The organism is [Scytonema hofmanni] UTEX 2349, from assembly GCF_000582685.1.
Taxonomy (GTDB): Bacteria; Cyanobacteriota; Cyanobacteriia; order Cyanobacteriales; family Nostocaceae; genus Hassallia; species Hassallia hofmanni.
Genome location: NZ_KK073765.1, coordinates 197,550 through 218,171, shown reverse-complemented (window position 1 = coordinate 218,171; position 20,622 = coordinate 197,550). Strand labels below are relative to the sequence as shown.

The following is a 20,622-nucleotide window of genomic DNA, read 5'->3' as shown; positions in this document are numbered from 1 at the left end:
AATTACTAACTTTTTTACCTCTGCTGAGAATAATAGGGGTGCCTCCCATGTCCAATACTTAAAGGGTGTTTATAAAATAATTCTTAAGCAGTTGAGCAACGATGATTATGGGCTAATCTGTGACTTTACCGATAACTGTCGAAAACCTTCCCCCACTTGCTGTTAGACATACGAGTAAGCATAGTACATTGTTTCCATATAATTTTTTTCAGATCAAATTTATAAATTTATTTTCTGGCAGATTATTTAAAAGTTCTTCATCAATCTTGAATATTGACAAATTGTTCTACCTCAAAAAGTGATTAATTAGTAATTGCTGTATCTTTGTCAGTGATCCAAATCATAATAACAGCGCAAAGCATCAACGCTGCTATGTTAAACCACTCAAGGATCTGACTTTTCCCGTTAAGTCTCGAAAAGCTTGGTGGTAAAGGATTTAAGAAACAGTACAGCAAATACGGTAAAGTAATTGCAATCGAGTGCTAAAGGTAACAAGCAATGCTGGACTGGTGGGAGAAAAATTTTGCAACCCTAGAACTAGGCGATCGCCGATTGAATGAGCGTGCAATGTCGATAGGCTATGCTCTAAGCCTTGGATTTGGGAAAGGACTGTCAGAAATCTTCAGCAATGGAACAGTACTTAAAAGAGCCTATGAGTTTTTGCCAACCCAAAAGTGCAATTTCCAAGGGTGATTGAGCCGCACTGTCAAATGACGGCGGAGACTGTTGCAGAAAGCGATGTAATGCTGTGCGTTGGAGACACAACTTTTCTTGATTATGGCAGTATTGAGTCTAAAAAAGAAGGTTACGGCCCAATTGGGAAAGGCGGTAACGGCTTAATATTGCACAGTGCATTAGCTATAAAACCTGAGAGTGGTCAATCTGTTGGATTGTTGTGGCAAAAATTATGGAATCGGGAGCCAAAAAAAAAGCCACCCAAAAATGAAACACCAGCCAAGAAGAAAATTCGCCTTGCAACAGCAAGAATTGAAGCGCGAAAACGTCCCTTTGAAGACAAAGAATCTTACAGGTGGCTAGAGGCACTTACCATTGTAGAAAGCCTTGTAAGTAAGCATACACGAGTGGTTCATACTTTTGATCGAGAAGGAGATATCACAGAAGTTTTTGATAAAGTTCGTCAACTTCAGCACACAGGAGTTATCATTCGTGCAGCTCATAACCGTAGCTTAGATTCCGAGAGTGAGCGTCTTTGGTCAAAACTGGAAGGGCAGCCTATCAGTCTGGAACAGGAAATCGAATTACCCCAGACTAGTAAACGTTCTGCCCGCAAAACCAAGCTGGCTGTACGATTTTGTCCTGTAAACCTCCGTACTCCCTATCGTTTTGACAACCGTGACCCTCTACTGGTATATGCTGTTTATGCCACGGAAGTTGATTGCCCAGAGGGTGAAACCTCTGTAGAATGGATGTTGCTAACCACAGAAGTTGTTGCAGATATCCAGACAGCTTCTATGATTTTACGCTGGTATTCTTACCGTTGGATCGGGCGGTGGTGATGGTGTTGCTTACGGTGGAAAAGGAAAGGGGATTTTAATACATACTCGTGACTGTTGGAAATGGGATGCCCTTATCCAATCGCACGACACCAGCCAATGGTAGTGAAAGAGATCAGGTGATACCGCTTCTCGATAGTGTAAAAATTAAGACTAATAAACGCGGCAGACCCCGTAAACGGTTGAAAGTGCTTGCAGCAGATAAAGGCTATGATTCACTCGTACAAGCGTGCTGCTTTACGTAGACGTGGCATTAGACCACAATGGCCCAAGCGGGTTTGGAAAACAAAAAAGAACAAGGGCAGACAAGCTTAAAATTTCCGTTCCACGTTTTCAACAAGAGCGTTGTTTCGCATGGTTTCAAAAAAAATATCGTCGCCTTGTTGTCAGATGGGAAAGAATTTCTGCTTGTTTTGATGCTTTTTTATCTCTTGCAACAATCCATATTTGGATTAACAAAATTATATTAGTGGGATAGATTCAAGGTCGCACGCTCTCTTATTATAATTATCAACTCTCTACTCCGTAGTTCAAATTTTATCTAAATACTGGCGCCGAAATAAAATAAGGTGCTTGCAATAAGAACAATTAATCATCAATACTTTAAATGACTATTTTTTGGGAATACTCAATTTCTGTACAGCGCGCCGAAGAGTTTCATCACCGCGTCTATCGTAGCGAGTGGTTTGGTTAGCATTACTGTGGCGTGCTAGCTGCTGAATTGTAGATATATCAACCCCAGCATCGAAAAGTTCTGATATAAAAGTTCTACGAAAATCGTGCGAAGAAAAATTAGTCACTCCGGCTTGTTGTCCCCGACGCTGGAGGATGTATAAAATAGCCTGGGGAGTCAGGCGCCGCACTTCTACACGACCTGACTTAGTAACATGACATAGTAAAGGTTGACCAACTGACCCACGTATATTTAACCAAGCCTGAACTTTAACAATCGCGTCATCGTTTAAATAAACAGTACCATCCTTACCCCCTTTCCCCCCAATAACTTCCAGTGCCCCAGTTTTGGGATTAAAATCTTTCAAGTTCAAATTTACCACCTCTGCCCGTCGCAGTCCAGAGCTGCGGAGTATCGCTAAAAGTGCTGCATCCCTAAAACCAGCGGTCGTAAAATCTTCCTCACAAACTTTAAATAAAGCTAATATCTCATCTTCACTCAAAGCCCGTCCCCGCAACTTGGTAGAAACTTTAACGTTAATCACATCAACTGCCCGCGCGTAATCAGCACCATCCATTAATTCCAACCGTAGCGCTTCTCGCAGCACGCACCGCAGCGCGCTCAAAAACTTATTGGTGGTAGCTGGCGCATACCTATCTGTCAACACAGTACGCAACGCCGCAGTATGTTTGTACCTCAATTTAGACCAATCCAAAGTCATCTCCGAGGCAACACCAAGAGTTAAAATCTGGGCTATCGTATTCAATGCCCCCCGCATCGCCCGACGGGAACCAGGACTTAACCTTGAATTGAGATAAACGTGAGCTGGATGTTCGGTTAACGGAACAGGCGCCGCCAACAATAAAGAAGATTCAAGTAGTTGCTCCTGCTTCTCCCGAACATCCATAAAAACCACCCAGGAAGAATTATCAGCACCTTTAAATAATACACTCGCTGTTTTCGTGCAAAATCACCCTCAAAAAAAGTACTCTGACCAAAAACAACTGTCACTTATGCGAAATGTAATTCTCACAATTTAGATTCTCATAAGTAATTATCTTCCCGCGCCTTAACCACATAACTCACAATATGGCTCTTAAAAGTAACTAAAATTAACAATATTTGGTTTTCAGACGAAGGCGAAAACAGGGAGCATCCTCAATTTACGCAGCTGTAGAGCTTTGTTACAAATTATTGGGTTTACGATCCCTATCGTGACGAATAACCCAAAATATAGTATTTGCTGATTCTACCGTGTTGAACTATGCCTAAGACTTGGGTTATTAATATAGATAACTATTTTGCTGCTAACCCACAGTGCATTATTGCCACTGCCCACATTGACACATTCCCCACCGACTTACCCCTAGAGCCAAATATTCGAGAACCCAACCGCAAAAGTTCAACTTATCGGCAAATATTTGATTCTCTCACCACCCAACCCGACAAATTCTTCGAGCGACATTCAGGGATAGTCCTTTCAGCGAATAAGGTTAAAACGAATAAGGACAAACTCGAACTAGAAATACTCGAAGCTTGCGAGGGTGGGAGTGATGGCATCATTAACGGCGGTCATACGATTTTAGGGTTTGAAAGTGCTAAAGCCTATAAGTACGACCTGAGTAAAGCGCGTGTCAAAGTTACTATCCACATTGGGCTAGGTGAAGAAGACGCTAGAGATATTGCCCTTGCCTCAAACACTACTGCACCTGTGGATGCTCGCTCTAAGACTAATGCTAAAGGCGATTATGATTTTATCAAGAATTACCTCGCCCAATTAGAACTAACAAGTGATAGTAAATTTCGGATTGCCTACTACCAAAATCAAAGTGGCGCACCCAGGAATGCTCATTGCAATGTTACGCACCTCTTCAAGCTAATCAATTGCCTCGACAGAAATCGATACAATCCTGACGGCAACACCAGAAGCAAGCACCCCACTGGTTCAAATACACCGAGCGCGATTGCAGAAAATGAAAGGGCAAGATTAACTACATTGTTACCCCTACTTCCTCAAGCATTGTGGATTGAACAAAGACTATATTCCATTATTCAAGAGCATATTTCTAATCCCAGAAGAAAGGGTGCTAACGATTTGGCATCAATTGATACACGCAAAAATACCCTTTTACCTGATAGCAAATATTCTTTTGGATTTGGTGCGCCAGCTGACCTCGCACTACCGATAATTGCGTCCTATCGCGTGTTCCTGGATAAAGACTATAGTTGGTTGTTACCATTTGATGAATTTGCTGAAGAGTTTTTGCAACATCTATGGGGTAACTACTTCCGTAAATACTTAATAGCACAGAAAACAGCCGGAAATACCGTAGGTGCTAAGATATGCCGTGACCAGGACGTGTGGGAGCAAATGTATATATCCGCACAAAGCTACTTAAACAAACACTTAATGAAAATGATGAAATCGAACAAGCGTGAAGAATTAACACTGACTCCTGGGTGACGACTCCACACACGCTCGTGCTTAGGCAAACAGCGTAGGGCTGTTGGCAGAAGCAACGTCATTAATTTGGTGGAATTTATGTTTTCTACTGACAAACAATTTGGCACTTCAGAAAAAATGTCAATTATATTAGGGTGTGCAAATGTCATTACTCGTAGCATGGAGCGTGTCGAGTACAGCTCTAGTCATAAATACTTACTATCAAATCAACCTCTTCTCCCCCTGTAAAGTAGAATCGTTCCTCCATCTCGATGTCACTGATGCCAAGCATTTCGGCAGCACGCCGCAGAGAAATTTTCTTTTGTTGTAAGGCACGGTTGACTAATTCAAGGAAGATACGAGGTAACCGTTCTTCAGGGGGCCACGGACGCGCACCGAACTCATAAGCTAACGGACGATAGCCCAAAGCCTTCGCGAGATTAACTGGCTTAACTTTATCAAACAGATTACTATCTGCATTAAGTCGGCGCTCCCGTTCTAATCGGTGCTTCATGGCTGCAAAACTTACCCCGAAATAGCGTGCCAAGTGGACTACCTCTTCGGCACTGGTCACGGTTTTAACACGAAGATAGCGTAACCTCTCGTGTAGTGCCTCTTGAGGAATTAAAAAATAGGACGCAAATCGTTCGGCGAACTGCTCCAAGAAACGAAAGTCTGATGCCCGACACAAGATAGTTGGACGATTGTAGTGATATAGACCGTGAGCTAACTCATGAGCCAAAGTAAAAGGATGACGGCTGTAAGCCTGATTTTCATTAAACACCACTATTAGTCCTAGCTGCGCGTGTATGAAGAAAAATCCACTTAGATCATCCTTGTCCGTTCCCAACGGTACAGCAAAAATTTTGTATTCTTGGGCTTCGAGAAAACCTCGCAAGTTCAAAATTGGCGCTATACCCAAATCAAAATGACGGCGTGCCTTTTGGGCATACTCAGCTATTTCGTAATCACTTAGTTTTTCTTCTTCTTGAGCAGCAAAAGGTGGATGAGGTGGATTTGGGAAAGGGGTTTCGCTTCGGCGGTACAAATCCTCCAACATATGCACTTTGTTGATTAGGTACGAAATTCCAGTTTTACCCGCTACTGATAGGTCTTTGGATATCGAACGCAATGCTGTTTCCCAATCAGCAGAACGCGGCTCATGGCCAAAGAAATAGCTAATGGGGACTTTGTAAAGTTTGCTTAATGTCTCTAAGAGTAGGGCTTCCACTCGCCGCTTCCCTTTTTCATACTGGCTGAGTGCAGCAGGCGTGATGCCAAGAGCAACAGCCACCTCTGCCTGACTCATCCCAGTCTGTTCACGGGCTAACCGAAGGCGATCGCCTAGGTGTTCGTAGTTCAACATACCTTTTTAAATAAAATTAACAAAATGTTTATATTTAAATAATGACCATTTAATCTTAACAAAAGCTATACTGGCAATGTAATCCGCAAAACTACTGTTGAAGTCAAGCGTTAATGGTTATTAAAGCTTCGCGCTTGCTGAAACTTAGAGAGACACAATTGTAAGCATCAGGAAAGTAGAGCCGTTCATAGAGAGCAGAAATTTCTGCTTGGCTGCTGTCAAGAAGCAAACCGCTTCAATATTGTGTGTTGTATTTACTTAACCAGGGCTATGAGCAATCTATCATCAATGGAGTCACAAAAAATACAAGCGAAAAAGATTCTCACCAGGATAGCAATAGGGCTAGTTGAGCAGCAAGAACAAATCACCAAAAGAAATGCACTTCCCGTTACCAGTCCCAACGAACACATCAAATCCGGGCTTGAACAATTATCTGTCTTATGCATCAGCTACAAAACTATGCCACCTTTGCATCACAAAGAGGTGGTAAATTGGCTCCACCAGCCTGTAGAAGAATGGCCAGGTGTCGGAAAATTAATGGAGGCGGCTAATCTTTTCGGCTCACTTTTATTTCTGGGACAACCAACAGATTTAGCTTATGAGCTAAGTGAAAGAATGCGTTCAGGCGGCAATCCTGAGATAGAAATTCAAGACCTTCCCTTCAAAGAGATTCTCGAATACTGTTGTGAAAATAAGTTAGATGAGCAATATGTAAAAGCTAGGATATTTCTAGTACAAAATTCTTATTTAGAGTGGGGAACGAAAATTATCAACTGCGATTTAGATTGGGAAAGAGAAATTCGTTCTTCATTGTGCGCTACCTACGAACGCATTCCCCTTGCTTGTCGGGTTAAACGAAATGGCATTTACCATCTCGCACTATGTCCCAGGTGTGGATGGCCATTAGAGTGGCAAGGGTCTTCGCACCACCGTGCCGTTTGTTACAGCGATTTGTGTTCTCGCCTTGTTAGCAATATAAGCACTCCTGAAAAGTGGATACCCTACCGCCCAGAATCGATGCGAACAATTCGTGGTATTCAGGCTTCTGTCGTAGCTCCAGAACGGTCATTAATTCAATTAAGAGATACTCTAGTCAAATTAGGATTAGATTGCTCGCTTTGGCCCAGTGTAGATAATTACGATTTGAGGATTAAATTTCCGACTGGGGAAGTTTGGGCAGTAGACATGAAAGACCAAGCAAATGCAAGAGAATTGGCTTGGTCTTTAAAACCTTTTAAACAATTTCCTGAATGGGATAAAGCTTTTTATGTCTTCCCAGATTATAGATACAAAGGGAAATATAAAAAAATATTTCAAGCTGTTTGGGATGTGAGATGTCAAGAGAAATCTGCTCTCAGTGATATAGGCGTTTTGTCAATTAAACAGTTTGTTGGTCAAGTAAAACAAGCTATCAAGTGAGCAAAAATGAGAGATTGGCAAGATTGGTTAAAAGAGATTAGTAAAGAACTCCTCCGATTAGGACAAGATGATTTAATTCCTGTTACCTTTACCAAAACAGAAAGTAAAAGATTCTTTGAGGTTGAATTAGTAATAACTCTCCACGCCGAAATTTATCAAAGTGCAAGCAACAGTAATATTAAAGAAGCTTGGAGTTTATTAACAAACTTCATTCCGACCGAATTAGCGAATAATCAGAAGCTGATAGAAGCTTGCACCAGAGTACGTCATAGAGTCCGATATATTCGCACAGCAACAGCTTGGAAAAAATCCCTTTTGTGGTATAGTCAACAGCCTCTAAGCATTAGGCTTTTTGACGTATCTTTGGAGTCAGGAACATACACCAGACAACCTGTAGTTAATTATGTTCCGCAACGTGTAGAAGCTATCACCAAGGCATTAAATCAACCAGCAAAACATAAACCCATATCGCGAAATTGGGCTAAATCAGAAAAAGAATATTGCTTTTATATTAATTCAAAAGCAGTTTCAGTAGTCATTCCCACTAAACTAATTGAAGGAATGAAGGACTGCTTATCTAACATTAGCACCACTGCAACACCAGTTATCGAGCAACCAAGACGCCCATCTCCTTTATCTCCTTTGACAATAAGATTATGCGAATTAAAAGAATCAGCAATAAAACTTGAAGAAAAACTACCAGGAAGAAAATGGCTTGAAAGATGGGAGCAATTAAATTCATCTCTATCTTTAATAGAAGAAAATTTACAGCCTAGTGATAAATTCACAATAAATGGAATTTTTCACTTGTTAGGACCTACGGGTTCTGGCAAAAGTACTATTATCTATTTGTCGGTACATGATCTGTGTGAAAAGTATGCAATATCCGACAAAAATTTTCGTATCTGCATTATTGTTAATACGGTGACTGATGCTATTAATATGGCAGTTGATTTCGTAAAGATGGGCTTATCAGCTGCTCCAATACTGGGAAAAGCCAGAGATTCTCATCAGTATCAATATGGAATGGCTCACGCCAACAAGCTACAACCAGAAGATTTATACCAACCCTACGACCCAGTAGAAGACACAAAGAATGCAGAATTATTAGATAATCCTGCTCTCCCTTGGCTAACAGGAAAATGTATCCTTTCAGGACTAGTAAGTGAGGGTTCCATTCCAGCAGGTCAAGAACCCTGCCATAGTTTAGTAAGTCTAGAAGACCTCAAAAAACAAGAAAAAAATTACCCAGACAAAGTTAGATATTATAGTTGCCCATTTCTTCCTATCTGTCCGGTTCACCAAGCAAACCGGGATTTAGTTAATGCCTCTATTTGGGTAGCTACTTCTGCTGCTTTTATCTACACCACAATGCCTCCGGAATTAGTAGGAACTGAAATGCGGGTACTAGAAGCTGCCTATCATTACTGTTCCTTACTAATTGTAGACGAAGTGGATAGAGTACAAGTATCAATAGAAGACGACTTTGCTCCCTCCAACGATTTAGCAGGTTCTCAAACAGCCATACTTGATTTTATCGAACATACTTTAGCTGAAAAATCTTTCTATTCAGGAAGAACACAACTTAATGACCCCCGTTATCACGAACTTAGAGGAGTTGCTAGGGAAGCTTCGCGATTATCAGATGGAATATTCGTCAGACTATTTGACAAATTACATTTACGAAAATGGATAGGAGAGAGACCTCTTTATAATTCTTTAATTTACGAGCAGTTAATTGAGCACATACGTTCATTAGCACCCGTTGATTTCCCAGAAGAAGAGTTCTTAAAAGTTTTATCCTTTTTAGAAGATGAATTTAAAAACTACTATCTACTCCGCGCCTCATCAAATGGTTTAGAGGATAGTGAAATCAGCGAAAATGATTTAGAAAAGTTAGTCAGCGATGTCCGAAATGATAAGGGGGACAATTTAATTAAAAAACTGAGAATTTGGCTACAGGAACGTTTACCTTGGCACCTTCCCCAATCGCCGCAAACGCAACAGATATTAGAAAGACTAGAATTTAGCGTGTTGCTAACAGCAATGGATAGACAGGTCAACGAACTGGTTCGTTACTGGCTCTTAGCAACAGCGGAACTAGGAAAAGGACTCTCCTTGAGCCAAAACCCGCCGGATGAATACATCGATTTAAATGTAGAATCACCTTTGGGTCATTTGTTAGGGTATCAATTCGTAGACCAAACAGAAGAAAAAACTCCAAAGGGCTTGCTAAGATATTTAGCTTGCTTCGGTTTAGGGCGTTATTTGTTATTAAAATTTCCCTACTTATATGTAAATTTAACAGGAGATTACGGACCCCACACGCTAATAACTAGTGCCACCTCCTGGTCGCCTGGAAGTCCCCAATTCAATATTGGGATTCAACCCCGCGCAATTCTATCTCCACCCCTCGAAGCAGTGGAAGCGCTGTCTAATAGCCATTTTGAATTCGTTCGAGTTCCAGACCGTACAGGAGAAGCAATAATAGTTAGCGGACGTTCTGGGATGGGACGAAAAGATAGCCTACTGCAACTTACTCAGTATTTAGCTTTTGGCGGCGGTGGCAAAGACCGGATAACACAAGAGTTGGAGTATTGGGAGTCTCTCGGCACACCAAGAGCTGTCATTTTAATTACGGGCAGTTATCTGGAAGCACGGTTAATCGCTAGGGATATGCAAGAATCCAGTAAGTGGAAAAATCGGGTAGATTGTCTTCAATCTGACAAAGACGAAAAAATCGCCGAGTGGCTCTTACGGCGAGGGCAAGTTGAACAATTTCCAATTAGAGGGCGTGATGTATTAGTAGGACCTTTGGGAGCCGTACAACGCGGATATAACATTTTGTCACCAATAACCAACAAAGCCTACTTAGGTAGTGTATTTTTTTTAGTACGCCCTTACCCAGTGCCAACAGATTTCGGCAGGCAGATTAGATCCATAAACCGTTTGGTATTCGACGAGATTTTGCAAGGAAGTAATGTTTTACCGTCTAGCTTAGGAGGAACAGCAGCAGAAGCGATCGCTAAATTGCGAAGCCTGTCTTACAAAAATTGGCATCGACGACTCAGAGCTTCACATCATGGCTCGGCTTCCATTGATGTTGATTTTTGGCATGAACTTCTTTGGGATCAAGCTGTTTCTATAGTACAAGCTTTAGGCAGAGCTACCAGAGGAAATGTTCCTACAAGGGTCTTCTTCTGTGACTCAGCATTTTATCCACAAGGTGCAGAACGTAGTCTCCTGAAAGGATGGGTAGAAATTTTTGGAGAGTACCTTTCTCCGAATAGCAATAAACCCCAAGTAGAACAACAATTAGCCAGAATTTTATATGGGTCAATTTATGATCGTCTAAAAGCTCTGGTAGAACATTTAGAACATAATAGCAACGGCAGGTAAATAAAATGACTCAAGCACAAGAAAAATTACCTCCCATTGACAGGCTACAGACTTTGGCTTGGTTATTCAATGATAATTTCGACCCTTCTGTTATGGGAGAAGTTTATGGATTAAGACTGCCAGTGACTTGGATAGACATTATAAAAGGTCTAGCAAATGTAGACCATACTCCTGCTATCCAAAGTCTCTATGCAGTTTTAAGAGGATGTGCCTCTGACATTATCTACATTTTTCCTAACTCCTTTTCTCGCGTTCCAGAAGACAGACCAGAATATTGGATAATTGTTCATACTTATAGTGATTTAATCGATTTAAACCAATTTTGGGAAATTATAAAAAATTGGTTGTTAGTCAACTATGACCTTAAAGTTGTAAAATCTGTGTTGGCTGAGATGGAGCCAGATCGAGCCAAATTAAGTTGGGAAATCATAGACTTAAAAAACGCTCCCTTTGATGTTATACAAGTTGTATTGCCTGAACTAATAGCACGCTGGCTAACAAGAAAGGAATTTCAGTTAGGTTTAAGTAATGCTAGTGGTCATGAGGAATACTGGCCTTTAGTAGTGTCTCCCTCTACTAACAAAGAAGCTTACTTAGTAACCTGGCCTCCTATCGAATATTCACCCTCTAATAAACCTGAACAAGTAGCTAGATATTCATATTACTTAAAGTTCTATATCGCTCCTCCTAACGGTAAAACTCCCTACTTATTACTATTTCAAGCAGGCATTAGACGCTATATTTCCAAACCCATGACTGCTTGGGATAATCAAGGAAACAAACCACTTCCAGGTGCAAGACAAAAAATTTTCTTACCAAAAGGAGAAGATAGCAGTGTTTATGTAGCTATGGAAAATCTGGGGTGGCTCAAGCCAAATTCCGACCCGACTTTGAAAAGAGAAACCACTCTCATAAACCTCAAGTTAACACGATACGATACGGTTACTTGGAAAGGGAGAATTGACAAAATTTTGTCGATGATAGCTCCTCATATCGACATCCCAGAACCAATGCAGTTCTTAAGCGACCCCGAAAAATACGCACCACAATATTTACTATCACATAGAACGCGGCTAGGTTCTCACCCAGTAGGAGTAGGGCTGGAAGCAGCCGATAGATTTGAGCTATTTGAAAGATTAACAACAGCTTTACCACCTGGAGTAGTGGCAGCGCCAATTATCAACAAGATAGATTTTAGTGCTTGCAGAAAACGGCGACTTCCTAAACCCCAGATAACATCCAATCAACCAACTACCACCAGCGAGCAAGTTTACCGTATTAAAATTTCATCTAATTCGGCAGACACTTTATTAGAGGTATTGAGGAAATTTTTAGAAAGCAAAAAACTACAAGGAACTCTTCAAGAAATAGACAATGAAACTTGGCAATTTACCAACTCTTTAGGAGAAAGTTACTTATTGAAGGTAAACAAAATTCCCCTGCCTAATGAATGGCTTTTGCCTTTATCTTTAGGTGGTTCTTATTCTGGTCAAGCCCAAGCTGCCGCTAGCAAAAATAGAGCTAGGCTAATAGAAAGCCAAATGGCGATGCAGCCTAAAGCTAGCAATGAAAAACGAGGTATTCTTATTGAACTAGTTGATTACCGCAACTTTGACAAAGGGAGGAGGTTAACCGACCCAAAAGCTGCAATTCGTTGGGGACACGCTTATGCAAATTGGGTAAGTCAATTTTTACAACCAGAACCGGAATATATAAATCCAGAAGAATTTGCCCCAATAGACCCTAACAATGAAAAACTAGTAAAAACTTATGAAAGTAAGAAAAAACAATTAGTCACTCAGAAGGAAGCTTACAAAGCGAGGTGCTTAAATGCAATTTTAGATTTAATGCGCCAGTTAAATTTTCCTTTAGGTATACCCTTTTATACAGGGTTTTCTCAAACATCACTACCGCAAAATATTGATATGATCACCATTAGAATTATCCGCCTCAACGCCCGAAAGAAAGGGGAAAAAAAGGTAGTTATCCCTCTGCTTATCAAAATCCCTTCAGAAAATAATTCATCTCAAATACAAGTGTGTTTACCAGGGGATTATGGGCCAGCTTGGATGCCATACGATGAAAGTCTATTCACAGTAGCCCGGTTTGAGCAGAGATACAACTCAAACTACACATCCGAGCAGATAAATAATTTTGTGGAGCGTGCTTTTGCAGACTTAGAAATAAAAAATCCAACCTTGCTATTATTAGACGAGCAAAATCTCCGTCAAGACTTTCCTTCACTTTTTGAAATTCTGTCAGGAGACGAGGCAAAAGACCCAAATAATCTCTGGCATCAAAATAAACTTCTTTATTGCAAAAATCCCCAACTACTGCGTGTAGCTAGACTACGATATTCCAGTGATGGTTTGGTAGCCCACGTTTGTCCGATATCAGGTTTCAATAGGTACAGTGGTATTTATCATAACCCAGAATTTAGCTCTGCTTTTTACTCAATTGGTCGCTCTCCTCAATCTGCAAAAAGACCGTCAAATTCAAGGCAACGCGACAGAGTATCAAAACCGGGATGGAACCAATCCGCGCTAGAAATCTCTTGGTTATCTCTCCAACCAGAAGATAAGCCAGGAGAATGGACATTAGTAGTACATAGACTGCGAGAAGCGTCCCCATTTCTCGATGCAGAAATAGTAACTTTATTGCCACAGCCAGTTCATTCAGGTCAACAAATTTCTGAGTACATATCAAGGCTGAATGTGGAGGAAGACTTCGATGATTTTGAGGATGATTTGTTAGATGAATCTCTAACTGAGCAAGCTCCAGAATACATCCAATTGAGCTTATTTTAATAACTGTTTGGGTTACAGCGAATCAGAGTTTGCGCCCTTACGAAGCTCGGTTTCGTTCGGACGCATTGCAAACTGCAAGCACCACAACAATCCCCTCTCTTAGTTCCAGGTGTCCTAACAACTGCCACAGCCATTTATCCTATTGAAAAAAACTGCGCTCAAGAGCGATCGCCGATTTTACGATATTTTACTAGCAGTTATGCTAAGTGGTAGCGATCCCCAGGTAATGGCTCCACTACTTGAAATTAACTCCAGTCAGGTGAATGAACACTTCGCTCAACTATTAAAAGAACTACCGGGACTTAAACATTTTTGAGGCAGAAACAAGGCTCAAACCTATACAGGGCAAGGAAAATACACCGAAGACTCAAAAATGCTTCAAACCCAGATATATCAAGAAACTGAGTAAAACGATGTCAAAGTCTTTCTGTATATACGTTTGATTAGTTTTTCAGGCTACTTTTTGTCTAAGTCCCACTACTTCCCCATACTCTGTTAATTTGAATGAATCTCCGCTTCCGCAACCAAAGCACCCCCGCCATAAACCCCAAGGTAATGAACCCGATGCCTGATTTACGTACCCATCTTTACCGAATTAGTGGTGTGGACTTCACGGCCATTGATGGTCCTGACTTTTCCCGTTAAGTCTCAAAAGGCTTGCTCACAAAGGATTTTAGATAAAGGACAGCACATAGGGTACAGTAATTGAAATTGGGTGCTAAAGGTGACAAATCATGTTGGACTGGTGGGAGAAAAATTTTGCTACTTGTGAAGAACGGCGACATTCGTTTGAATGAGCGTGCTTTTGTCTTTTGGCTACGCTATAAGTCAAGGATTTGGCAAAGCACTGTCGGAAATATTCACTCCTTGGAACCGTACTCAAGAGGGCTTATGAGTTTTTGGGAACGCTAAAGTGGAATTTTCCAAGATAATTGAGCCGCACTGTCAAATGACGGCGGAAACTGTTGCGGAATGCTCCCGTAGTGCTGTGCGTCGGAGACACTACCTTTCTTGATTATGACAACATTGTGGCTAAAAAAGAAGGTTATGGTCCAATTGGCAAAGGGGGTAATGGTTTAATATTGCACAGTGCTTTAGCAATAGATCCAGAAATTGGCCAATCACTCGGTATGTTATGGCAAAAAGTTTGGCATCGAGAGCCAAAACAGAAGCCACCACTCATATGAGACACCAGAACAGAAGAAAAAACGCCAAGCGCAAGCTAGGTATGAAGCCCGAAAACGCCCCTTTGAGGAGAAAGAATCTTATCGTTGGGTAGAAGCACTGACTACGATAGAAAGCAGTGTTAGCAAATCTACTCGCGTGATCCATGTTTTTGATCGTGAAGGTGATATAGCAGAGGTCTTTGATAAAGTTCGTGAACTTCAGCATACAGGGGTTGTGGTTCGTGCTGCTCAAAACCGGAGTTTAGACCCTAACAGTGAGCGCTTGTGGGCCAAATTAGAAGCTCAACCCATTTCATTACGGCAAGAAATTCAACTCCCAGAAACTAGTAAGCGTTCTCCTCGCAAAGCTAAATTAGAGGTGCGATTTTGCCAAGTTAATCTCCGTACTCCTTACCGTTTTGATAATCGAGATCCACTTAAAGTTTATGCTGTTTATGCCATAGAAATAGATTGTCCAGAAGGTGAAACTCCTGTAGAATGGATGTTATTGACAACAGAAGCAGTCACCGATGCTTCTATGGCTGCTACAATTCTGCGTTGGTATTCTTACCGTTGGCGAGTAGAGGAATATCATAAAATTTTAAAATCGGGGTGTCAAGTTGAACGATACAGACTTGCTGCCGATGGTATGAAGGCTTTACTTGGGTTTTTGAGTATAATTGCTGTTGAACTGTTGCAGCTGACTTATTTACACCGCACCCAGCCTGATACCAACGCTACTGAACTGCTCAATCCCCTTGAGATCAAGGTAATGAGCGCCAAATCACCCAAACTCCCCAAGGTATTAACAGTTGCTTGGGCGCTTGGTTGCCATCGCTCGTCTTGGTGGCTCCGCATGAACATCGACATAAAACTCCGATTGGGATCCAGGTACTGTGGAGGGGCTGGTTAAAATTGCACAACAAGAGTGAAGGTTGGCAGCTTGCTAGAGAGACTTAACGGGAAAAGTCAGATTGATGGTCTTGGTATCTTAACAGTGCAAACCATTATTTCGGAGGTCGGTTTAGATCCTACCCGATTCCCAACTGTTAAACACTTTACTTGGCGTAGATATAGCGAAGCCTATCGCTCCTGTCGCAAATTGTATCGATATATGACAATTATGAAAAACATCGACACAATTAATACTCAGTGAATTACAGCATTCCACTAAACCTTTTATAATCAGCTTGTCGATATCAAAAATGATATCAAATGCCTGACCAAAAGTCCCCACCCAGCGAGATGATCCGCGTGCCCGTTCCACTAATTGGGGTGGTTCGGCGATTATCAAAACTACACAGACAAGGGCATACAATTGCCTTGCTGCAAGCCTTAGAGGAATTACTAGGAAAATTTGATAGCAAAAATGATATCGATATAACAGCAGGCAGTAAATCAATTAAACAGCTAGAGAAAAAGCTGGATAAACTGGAATCCCATCTTGCCGATCAAAGCTCCTCAGTGGAAACAAAACTAGAAGGAATCGCCAAGAAGCTGGATCTTATCGAACGGGCAATCGCCTCTGGGAGATTGAGCAACAGCAAAGGGCGAAGACAAACGGCGTACCCGTACCAACAAACACAAGTTGAACTGCAACCAAGGACAAATGAAAGCCTTGCCCCAAGACTCGGCATCACCCCCCAAAGCCTGATTGCAGAAAGAGAAAAACTCAGCACCAAAGAATTTTTGAGTTGGTCTCGAAACCGCGATCCGATGAGTACGGCTTGGGAATGGAATGCTCTTGACGAACTGTATCACCCACTCAAGTAAAATCAGATTGATGCAAAGTTTTATCTTCCGTTTTGGCTATAACCCTTGAGATGACGTTAACTTTTGGTCAGGTTATGGTTCATCATTTGATCATCCAGGGGGTAAAAGCACAGTTTTGATCGGGACTAATTTAGATGCGATCGCCCTGATATAAGGCTGGAATTATTGAGGTAATAGAAGCAGATGACAATTAGGAGCTAATGGTGCAACGAAAAATTGAATTAAAAAGGGGTGTTGACAATACATATGTTGAAGCCTATTTGATAGATTTAGGACAAAGACACGTTGATGATTATGTTAATTATTGGGTGGAAAACTTAAGGTTATTTAGTCAAGAAGATAAATACTGGGACTGGGTATTCAAATTAAGATATATTGCCAATCAAGAAAATATTGAAGGTTACGCAGTCGAGTGCGAGAACAAAACCCAAGGATTAATGATAATAGAAACGCAAATGCACGGTTCTCGGTTAAATATTGGTAAGAGGCTAGTTTATGTTGATGGCATTACTACTGCCCCAACTAATCGAATTGAGATTCAACGCCCGCCTCAATTCAAAGGTGTTGGTCAAGCACTATTAAATTTCGCAAGAATTAGAAGTGTTGAGTTAGGGTATGAAGGTAGAGTTGGGTTGCATTCCTTACCAAGGTCTGAAGGATTTTACGAAAAACAAAACATGTTGAACTGCGGATCTGAAGAAGACTATGATAATTTAGTTTATTTTGAGTATGGTGCATTGAGACGAAGATCAGGTAAAAATTTATGAATCACCAACAGCAAAATAATAATTTTGAGGCAAACGAGTCAATAACAACCCAAGAAGCTGTAGATTTACTTTTTGGTGAAGGATGGCTTGATGAGGCTGTTTGCATCGAAGATGAAGCAAATTGCACTATCGGCGCTGGTTTGGATTGGGGTAGTGCATTAGCACCTTTAATGCTCAATCTTCCTTTATTTGGTCGTCTATCAACGCTGCGTGTATCTCTCAACCGCGAAGTTAGGCTAATAATTGAAACATGGGATTTAGGTATAGGTACAACTTCTGCAACAGAGACTGCAAGGGCACGCATTAAAGAGCGGTTGCTATCTCCTACGCCTGAATTGGTACCTCGCTTAAAAGCTACTTTGTTACAAAATGATTTATACGGTGAAGAGTTTATATCTAACCGCGAAGCCCTCAAATCACTACTTGCAGTACTTCTTACTGATTCTGATAGAGAAGAAATTGCCGATAAGGCTGCTAATTCAATACGCACACAAGTTATGTCGCAGGTAAATTTTTCCGAAAAACTTTCTGCATAAGGGGCTTCCAAAGAATAAATTATTCCAAGAAAAACAAGAGGCAGGATGAATTAAAGAATGACAATCATTTTAAGGGGGAGAAAAGGGATCGTTTTTGTATCAATATCCTAAAGTCAATAACAGTAATGGCATATCAACAAGCAAACGCTTATTTTTTAACCATTGACGACCGAGTAAAACTTCAGGTACTCCATTACCTGCATAAACAGGAATATCAAACACCTCACCATCAATTCTGACTTTTCCAGCATAAATATCAAAGTTAGATACACCTCTTGCCATCAGCATACTTCTTTCGCCTAAATATTCCCAATCAAATCCCTCCAAATCCTGCTTGTCAAGAGCTAACCAATCAGAAAACCCCGTATCTAAAACTGCATCAATTGGTAATTCAAATCCATCAAATGCAATCAATTCAATTTCAAAAATTAACTCCTCTCCATCACCAAACCTTCCTGATATCATATTGTCCCAGCAACTCCAGTCTCGTTAATTTTAAATATAAAAACGGGACATTTTGGGTGCTTTTGAGATGACATTTTAATAGCAGTCATCTCATCTAATGCAACAAAATACTCACCGCTTTCTGGTTCGACTGCCATGTACCAGTTGTAGTGAGTTTTAATTAGTTCGGGTTGGACGAGATCGAAAATGGGTTTGCAGCGCTGGTAAAACTCATCTTGTTTTGCTTTCCATTGGGCAAATTGTTCTTCTGTCCATTGGATTTCGGGGAATATTCGTCCCCGACGGGCAACACGGGTATGTTTAGCTTCGGTCATGGTGTGACTTAAAAAATAATAATAAGATAATATCTATATTAAACCGCGTCTACCTTGAAAACCATAGTTTTTTGGAATTAGAGTAAAGTTCAGAACTCAAGCCACGACAGAATAATACACTCTCCTTAAAAACTCCAGGTTTCAAAATGGACGGGGTTTAGAACGGATTCAGGCAGGCTCTGCACAATTAATAAATATATTTTCAATAAAATTATATTTGACCGCAGATAAAATTATCTATTAATTGCTTAATTGATAGATAATTTGAGCAAACAGTGTTTTATTAAAGTTAAGTAACTGGATGATACAAATTTGTTTTCTCATTAAATTCCCAGCCAATACCAGAAGTATCTTTACGCTTACACCAAGCAAAAAAAGTGCTGCTGGTTGACTTTCTCTTTCGTTGCGTAAACTTTCTGGAGTTACCCCCAACCTTGAGGCTAAACTTTCTTCCGGTATTGGCTGAACTTTAACAGATTGACCTTGATAATAGTAATTGCTGTTGTATGATTTTCCTCGCCGAGGTTTATTATTAATATTACTTTGAAGCTGCATAATTGCCTCGGTAAACTGAGTCAACCGATTATTTATCGAATCGATTTTTTGCTCTAAATCATATATACGTTTAGTTGATGAAGTCTCGTTACTATTTGAGGAACCCGACAACTGGAATTCTAAATTATCTAGCAAGCGAGCAAATTACTGAAGTCCTTGCAAAAATTAGTTCTCCCCTTCAAACGTCCCAAACCACGGCAAGCACTGACGTGCAATTCAATTTGAGCGAATTGAAGTTGCACCAAAAATGAAAACTACCACTAATTCTAGACTAAAAGCCAACCAAACAAGCGCAAAACCTGCACCACAACAACAGCAAGTCAGCACAGTAAAAGACGAAGCGGATTACTACGACACAATTGCAGAGATGGCGCTCTTAAAGTCGGACTATTTCCACATGCAGTACAACTATTAAGCCAAATCTACCCTCACAAGCCGACTTTCACCCTTGGGCTGAACCTGGACACTCATTGGACAGCCTTCTACATAGACTGTCTGTGTTCGCGGAGCGTCTCTACGAGACGCTCCATGAATATTTCACTTCGGTTGCTGTCCAATGAGTGAAAGAGCGTTTGTGAAACCCCTCCTCCACCAGTTGTCAACCTTGTCGGCAGTGGTTTTTCATATCAGTAGGAACAAATCATGACTCAAGCAATAGAACGTTCAATCAACCAACTCACCCTCAAAGAGCTATCCCTCGATGCCGCCAAACTCTGGGGAAAAATCGAATCCGCTTCTGAGTTAGGGGAAGAGGGCAAAGTTGAGGAACTTCTCCAGAACCTCATAGCAATCCAGGATGGCATGGAAACCAAAATTGATGCGATCGCCTGGGTTGTCGATCAGCTAAATCTTGATCTGGAAGTATGGGAGGAAAGAAAAGCACGGGCAATCGAACTCCACGATAAGGTGATTTTACGCCGGAAGACCCAACTTGAACAAATCAAACGCACTCTCATCCACCTCCACAAAATTGGGCTAATCAACGACAGAAACCTCGGCAAGGAAAGGGTAATTGAAATCAGGGATAACCCAACCAAAGTAGCTAACTTACTAGTAGAGGTAGATGATGAAGATTTTCCTGATGAATTTAGAGTTATTAAGTACCAAGCTAATAACAAGGCAATTCTAGAGGCACATAAATCTGGTAGAGATGTGAGCAACATTGCTGAAATGGCTGTCGGAAAGCAAGTACGATTTAAAATGCAATCAGGTGGAAAAGCCCGCAGTAAGAAAAACCACAACTAGTGGCTACCCACAATAATGCATCAAAAATAAACAGATTAGACTTTCATTTTCACTTATAAGATTTTTAAAAAGATGGTTAAGAGTAAAGTCTTAACCATTTTTATTTTTTTTAAAGGCTATAACTCAAGTTCGTTTTCCCATTTATTAGCCAGTCTATTAGCTATATTATTTTGCAACAGT

General features: G+C 40.9%; 18 protein-coding genes and 1 pseudogene. 14 read left to right on the top strand and 5 right to left on the bottom strand.

Annotated elements, in window-relative coordinates:
• The first annotated feature begins 498 nt into the window (after positions 1-498).
• From TOL9009_RS0103775 to TOL9009_RS45075, 3 genes are read left to right on the top strand one after another with little or no spacing between them, the layout of a single operon-like run.
• Positions 499-693 (top strand): IS4/Tn5 family transposase DNA-binding protein, encoded by a 195-nt coding sequence (locus tag TOL9009_RS0103775; protein WP_029631272.1) that lies wholly within the window; start codon positions 499-501, stop codon positions 691-693.
• Positions 675-1,517, top strand: coding sequence for an IS4 family transposase (locus tag TOL9009_RS37910; RefSeq protein WP_221928631.1), 843 nt, complete (start codon positions 675-677; stop codon positions 1,515-1,517). Before TOL9009_RS0103775 ends, TOL9009_RS37910 begins: the two co-directional genes overlap by 19 nt.
• A gap of 47 nt (positions 1,518-1,564) precedes the next feature.
• Positions 1,565-1,759 carry a transposase gene (locus TOL9009_RS45075; RefSeq protein WP_144238139.1) on the top strand — a complete coding sequence of 65 codons (195 nt, stop codon included), beginning with the start codon at positions 1,565-1,567 and terminating at the stop codon, positions 1,757-1,759.
• 366 nt (positions 1,760-2,125) lie between these two features.
• Here TOL9009_RS45075 and TOL9009_RS0103755 read toward each other — a convergent pair whose 3' ends face one another.
• Complete coding sequence (locus TOL9009_RS0103755) at positions 2,126-3,094, bottom strand: tyrosine-type recombinase/integrase (RefSeq protein WP_029631268.1); 969 nt, start codon at positions 3,092-3,094, stop codon at positions 2,126-2,128.
• Positions 3,095-3,451: 357 nt separating this feature from the next.
• On the opposite strand from TOL9009_RS0103755, the gene TOL9009_RS0103750 reads away from it, so the two are divergent.
• Positions 3,452-4,651, top strand: coding sequence for an AIPR family protein (locus TOL9009_RS0103750; protein WP_029631266.1), 1,200 nt, complete (start codon positions 3,452-3,454; stop codon positions 4,649-4,651).
• 181 nt (positions 4,652-4,832) lie between these two features.
• On the opposite strand, the gene TOL9009_RS0103745 is transcribed toward TOL9009_RS0103750, so the two are convergent.
• A complete protein-coding gene (locus TOL9009_RS0103745; protein ID WP_029631264.1) occupies positions 4,833-5,996 on the bottom strand; it encodes an ImmA/IrrE family metallo-endopeptidase in 1,164 nt (387 codons plus the stop codon).
• 270 nt (positions 5,997-6,266) lie between these two features.
• Between TOL9009_RS0103745 and TOL9009_RS0103740 the strand changes: the two genes are divergently transcribed.
• The 8 genes and pseudogenes from TOL9009_RS0103740 to TOL9009_RS0103705 all read left to right on the top strand — a co-directional run bounded on the left by TOL9009_RS0103740 (position 6,267) and on the right by TOL9009_RS0103705 (position 17,863).
• Positions 6,267-7,415 (top strand): restriction endonuclease-related protein, encoded by a 1,149-nt coding sequence (locus TOL9009_RS0103740; protein WP_144238138.1) that lies wholly within the window; start codon positions 6,267-6,269, stop codon positions 7,413-7,415.
• Between the two features lie 6 nt (positions 7,416-7,421).
• Positions 7,422-10,814, top strand: a complete 3,393-nt coding sequence (locus tag TOL9009_RS0103735; protein WP_029631259.1) for a pPIWI_RE_Z domain-containing protein — start codon at positions 7,422-7,424, stop codon at positions 10,812-10,814.
• Between the two features lie 5 nt (positions 10,815-10,819).
• Complete coding sequence (locus TOL9009_RS0103730; RefSeq protein WP_029631258.1) at positions 10,820-13,621, top strand: pPIWI_RE module domain-containing protein; 2,802 nt, start codon at positions 10,820-10,822, stop codon at positions 13,619-13,621.
• Positions 13,622-13,763: 142 nt separating this feature from the next.
• Entirely contained in the window at positions 13,764-13,937 is a 174-nt protein-coding gene (locus TOL9009_RS46845) for a hypothetical protein (protein WP_186227467.1), read from the top strand.
• Positions 13,938-14,355: 418 nt separating this feature from the next.
• A pseudogene (locus tag TOL9009_RS37900) lies at positions 14,356-15,747 on the top strand (IS4 family transposase).
• A 255-nt stretch (positions 15,748-16,002) separates the two neighbouring features.
• Positions 16,003-16,560 (top strand): hypothetical protein, encoded by a 558-nt coding sequence (locus tag TOL9009_RS0103715; protein WP_029631256.1) that lies wholly within the window; start codon positions 16,003-16,005, stop codon positions 16,558-16,560.
• A 203-nt stretch (positions 16,561-16,763) separates the two neighbouring features.
• The gene (locus tag TOL9009_RS0103710) at positions 16,764-17,327 is read left to right on the top strand and encodes a GNAT family N-acetyltransferase (protein ID WP_029631254.1); all 564 of its coding nucleotides are present in this window, start codon (positions 16,764-16,766) and stop codon (positions 17,325-17,327) included.
• A complete protein-coding gene (locus tag TOL9009_RS0103705) occupies positions 17,324-17,863 on the top strand; it encodes a hypothetical protein (RefSeq protein ID WP_029631252.1) in 540 nt (179 codons plus the stop codon). Before TOL9009_RS0103710 ends, TOL9009_RS0103705 begins: the two co-directional genes overlap by 4 nt.
• A 99-nt stretch (positions 17,864-17,962) precedes the next feature.
• Here the strand turns inward: TOL9009_RS0103705 and TOL9009_RS0103700 are convergent, their stop codons facing one another.
• From TOL9009_RS0103700 to TOL9009_RS37895, 3 genes are all read right to left on the bottom strand, one after another.
• Entirely contained in the window at positions 17,963-18,328 is a 366-nt protein-coding gene (locus tag TOL9009_RS0103700) for an aspartyl protease (RefSeq protein WP_029631251.1), read from the bottom strand.
• Positions 18,325-18,642 (bottom strand): hypothetical protein, encoded by a 318-nt coding sequence (locus TOL9009_RS0103695; protein WP_029631248.1) that lies wholly within the window; start codon positions 18,640-18,642, stop codon positions 18,325-18,327. The genes TOL9009_RS0103700 and TOL9009_RS0103695 overlap by 4 nt, the downstream gene beginning before the upstream one ends.
• A 240-nt stretch (positions 18,643-18,882) precedes the next feature.
• Positions 18,883-19,332, bottom strand: coding sequence for a hypothetical protein (locus TOL9009_RS37895; RefSeq protein WP_242055153.1), 450 nt, complete (start codon positions 19,330-19,332; stop codon positions 18,883-18,885).
• A gap of 112 nt (positions 19,333-19,444) precedes the next feature.
• Here TOL9009_RS37895 and TOL9009_RS46840 point away from each other — a divergent pair, with 112 nt between their 5' ends.
• A complete protein-coding gene (locus TOL9009_RS46840) occupies positions 19,445-19,612 on the top strand; it encodes a hypothetical protein (protein WP_186227466.1) in 168 nt (55 codons plus the stop codon).
• A gap of 227 nt (positions 19,613-19,839) precedes the next feature.
• The gene (locus TOL9009_RS0103680) at positions 19,840-20,442 is read left to right on the top strand and encodes a hypothetical protein (RefSeq protein ID WP_029631246.1); all 603 of its coding nucleotides are present in this window, start codon (positions 19,840-19,842) and stop codon (positions 20,440-20,442) included.
• Positions 20,443-20,622 lie beyond the last annotated feature (180 nt).

What these genes read in the sequence shown, in the direction of transcription:
- TOL9009_RS0103735 (WP_029631259.1), top strand. Translation starts at nt 7,422, where the DNA reads ATGAGAGATTGGCAAGATTGGTTAAAAGAGATTAGTAAAGAACTCCTC.
- TOL9009_RS0103700 (WP_029631251.1), bottom strand. Translation starts at nt 18,328, where the DNA reads ATGATATCAGGAAGGTTTGGTGATGGAGAGGAGTTAATTTTTGAAATT.
- TOL9009_RS0103775 (WP_029631272.1), top strand. Translation starts at nt 499, where the DNA reads ATGCTGGACTGGTGGGAGAAAAATTTTGCAACCCTAGAACTAGGCGAT.
- TOL9009_RS0103740 (WP_144238138.1), top strand. Translation starts at nt 6,267, where the DNA reads ATGAGCAATCTATCATCAATGGAGTCACAAAAAATACAAGCGAAAAAG.
- TOL9009_RS0103755 (WP_029631268.1), bottom strand. Translation starts at nt 3,094, where the DNA reads ATGGATGTTCGGGAGAAGCAGGAGCAACTACTTGAATCTTCTTTATTG.
- TOL9009_RS0103730 (WP_029631258.1), top strand. Translation starts at nt 10,820, where the DNA reads ATGACTCAAGCACAAGAAAAATTACCTCCCATTGACAGGCTACAGACT.
- TOL9009_RS0103705 (WP_029631252.1), top strand. Translation starts at nt 17,324, where the DNA reads ATGAATCACCAACAGCAAAATAATAATTTTGAGGCAAACGAGTCAATA.
- TOL9009_RS0103695 (WP_029631248.1), bottom strand. Translation starts at nt 18,642, where the DNA reads ATGACCGAAGCTAAACATACCCGTGTTGCCCGTCGGGGACGAATATTC.
- TOL9009_RS0103745 (WP_029631264.1), bottom strand. Translation starts at nt 5,996, where the DNA reads ATGTTGAACTACGAACACCTAGGCGATCGCCTTCGGTTAGCCCGTGAA.
- TOL9009_RS0103680 (WP_029631246.1), top strand. Translation starts at nt 19,840, where the DNA reads ATGACTCAAGCAATAGAACGTTCAATCAACCAACTCACCCTCAAAGAG.
- TOL9009_RS46840 (WP_186227466.1), top strand. Translation starts at nt 19,445, where the DNA reads ATGAAAACTACCACTAATTCTAGACTAAAAGCCAACCAAACAAGCGCA.
- TOL9009_RS0103750 (WP_029631266.1), top strand. Translation starts at nt 3,452, where the DNA reads ATGCCTAAGACTTGGGTTATTAATATAGATAACTATTTTGCTGCTAAC.
- TOL9009_RS0103715 (WP_029631256.1), top strand. Translation starts at nt 16,003, where the DNA reads ATGCCTGACCAAAAGTCCCCACCCAGCGAGATGATCCGCGTGCCCGTT.